The sequence below is a fragment of the Massilia soli genome, from assembly GCF_016809835.1.
In the GTDB taxonomy this organism is placed as follows: domain Bacteria; phylum Pseudomonadota; class Gammaproteobacteria; order Burkholderiales; family Burkholderiaceae_D; genus Telluria_A; species Telluria_A soli.
In genome coordinates, this window is record NZ_JAFBIL020000020.1 from 1 (window position 1) to 2,739 (window position 2,739).

At 53.2% G+C, this 2,739-nt stretch carries 3 protein-coding genes and 1 pseudogene; all 4 read right to left on the reverse strand.

Translation table 11 applies throughout. The features are described 5' to 3' along the window. Positions 1-277: 277 nt before the first annotated feature. Positions 278-595, reverse strand: coding sequence for a hypothetical protein (locus I4X03_RS22895; protein WP_223471433.1), 318 nt, complete (start codon positions 593-595; stop codon positions 278-280). 121 nt (positions 596-716) lie between these two features. Beyond that, a pseudogene (locus I4X03_RS22900) lies at positions 717-947 on the reverse strand (IS30 family transposase); the annotation flags it as partial. Positions 948-1,499: 552 nt separating this feature from the next. Beyond that, on the reverse strand, positions 1,500-1,874 hold the full coding sequence (locus tag I4X03_RS22905; RefSeq protein WP_370660550.1) for a YajD family HNH nuclease: 375 nt from the start codon (positions 1,872-1,874) through the stop codon (positions 1,500-1,502). Positions 1,875-2,153: 279 nt separating this feature from the next. After that, positions 2,154-2,618: a hypothetical protein gene (locus I4X03_RS22910; protein ID WP_223471429.1), complete on the reverse strand. Its 465-nt coding sequence runs from the start codon at positions 2,616-2,618 to the stop codon at positions 2,154-2,156. Positions 2,619-2,739: the final 121 nt, after the last annotated feature.

The window sequence follows — 2,739 nt, forward strand, 5'->3', positions numbered from 1 at the left end:
TATCGTTTGCCACTCATACTCACTCCTTTAGCCCAGAATTATGGCTCAAGAGTGTCTGCAGAAGTCGTGGCGATTCAATCCCAAAAGTCGTCCACGTCCCGATACTGGTATTCGTGAACCCAATGCTTTAGGCCGGCGACCTGAAGATGCGGCTCGCCCAGTTCGTTCAAGTGACAGTTCAATTTCAATATCCTAGGGGCCAAATGGTCGTGTTTGTATGTCGGCTTGGCCGTTGGAAGTCAATCGCGGAACGACTGCAACCGACCCGAGGCGGACGTCAGGTGGTCGACGCCAGTCGTTTTCGGACCTTTACCCAGACCCATGCACAGTAGACCAGTGCGCCTCCAGTGAAGCCGGCACCACCCGACAGTGCAACGGACGTCGGTGGGATAGGACTTCCTTCACCGACCGCGGCGTTTAGAGCAATACACGCAACAATAAATATCACCCCCAAACCAATGCCGCACTTGCCTGCCTGTTTTCCGACGTGATGCCATCGTTTGACACTTAGCGACCAAATGACCCCAATCGCGACGAATGGGCTGATGAAGGCACTAAGCATGAACATCAAAACAAGCAGGAATGAAAAAGGCAAGTCGAACTCCACTAGTTGATCGCTCGTAAGACCGTGCGTATGGGAAGCTAATAAGCTTCTGCTGTCTGCTTCTGGCCGACTGCGGAACTATTGTAATGTCGGCGAACCACCCCGGATGACTCGCGACCACATGCCGAGAAATTTCTTCGCGCTCGGCCGACGTCAACGCAAGTCTCGATCGAGATCGCGGCGCCGGGCGTTTACCGCCTGTCTCAGCAAGGATTCCTTGAACCGAAGAATGATTTCGACCGAACATCTGGGCGATAACTTGGGGGGAATCACCTTGCTTCCAGCGTTCCCACATCAACGCCTTCTGGCTTTCCGTGTAATAGATCCGAGGTTTCTGTTTCATCTCCAACACTCCCCTTGCTGACGCTCTTGGGTTAGAGTGTTGCGACCACCGGTTGAATCCGCAGCCGAAAGCAGTCTATCACTACACGACTCATGTCGACCCAAAGCGGCCGAAATTTAGTACTATCAGTTGATGCGTACCGCGATCAAATTTATAGGCATTTACATTGGCCTGTCAGTCTTCCTTCTACTGAGCTGGGCCATCTTTTCCTACCCCAATATCCCGTCCACACCAAGCGCATGGCTGTGGGTCTTGCTACTTGCTATCCCGCTTCAATTGGCTTTCGAATTCCTAGGTGATCTTGTCTGGAACAACAAAGCAACGCGTTTCGTGGAGCAGAAAACAGCCACACAGTCGTTCTCACTAGTCCGCATCCTCTACAGCGTAGTTCTTCTTTTGGTGTTTGCTGGACTAGTGATAGCGGTGAGTTACGGATGGCACGTGTTCCAACCATAGTATTGAGTAAGGTGGACACGGCTGTCATAGGTCCGCTTTTGACCGATAACGGACCCGTCTGGCCTCCGGACGCATCACACCGACAAGACCCCACCATTATTCTTTCTTTTTCAGCAGACCGGCCAATGCGGCAAAGGGGTTATGCGTTGCGGGCGCGACCTCGGCCGATTTGAGACCAGTTCCGCGGTCGGCTTCAAGATAACGCGAGTGTTCGTTATCGTGGCAGTAAAGGCACAGCAATTCCCAGTTACTGCCATCAGGCGGATTGTTGGCGTGATTGTGGTCACGATGGTGAACCGTCAGTTGCGACACATTGCTATGTGTGAATTCACGCATGCAGCGCCCGCACACCCACGAATACATCTTCAGGGAGCGCTCGCGATAGCCCAGCTCGCGCTGGTCGGCCGCGCGCCGTGCGTCGGCGACAATTTTGTCCAGCCGAGCGCCGTCCGGTTTTTTCCCAATGGTCACGCTTATATCCTTCCCTGGCTATTACTTGTTGGCCGGCAGCGCCCACTGCAGGCCGCACGCGCCATTGTTTGACTATTTTCGCTGAAACATAGCCAAGCAGCGGGAATGGCTTAGTACAAAGCTCTGCTTCTGGCCGGTAGCAGTCTATCACTGGGGGCACTGCATCCGACCCGAAGCAGTCATTCGCCACATACAGGTCAATCCGTGGTCGGATCAAAGTAGTTGACCTCTGGCGCTGGCGCCAGATTTTCAATAGATCAACGCTTCCTTAGAAACGCTCTAACGTTCTAGCACCTCTAATTGCTCTTTTAAGCGCCTGATTTTAAGCTCCCTCCATTCCTCCAGGCAGGCGTGGGCCTGAATGTTTTTATCAATCATCAACTTGAGTGCCCAGACGTCTAGTCCATGGGAATCGTATTGCTGCAGCAACGGCTCTAGAGGTAGAGTGATCAGTGCTTCACGCGGCCATGCGGGGAGCACGTAGCGCAAGAGACGATACTTCAGCGCGGGTTTAACGGAAGCCTCAAGCGCCTTGCAGACCAGATCTCGAGCAGGCGCGCCCAACTTTGCAAAGAAAGGTTGAATGACAGATTCGACAACGGGACCACCTGTCTCCAGCCACTGGAAAAGATGTGGCAACACAGGCGCTATCGCGGGATAACCTAAGGCCAGCAGTTCTTTGGCCCCCTCGACATCGTTGCCGTTCTTCGGCAGTCGTGAAGTCAGATTCTTATCAAATTTCATGTTGTTCGCAGTTCTGCCTATGCCTGATCCGACTCAGCCCGAAGGACCGTATATGGACTCCTCCTTGTTTGCAAACATTCCGTCTTTGGCTGTTAGGTACGACTGCTCACGTATATTCGGT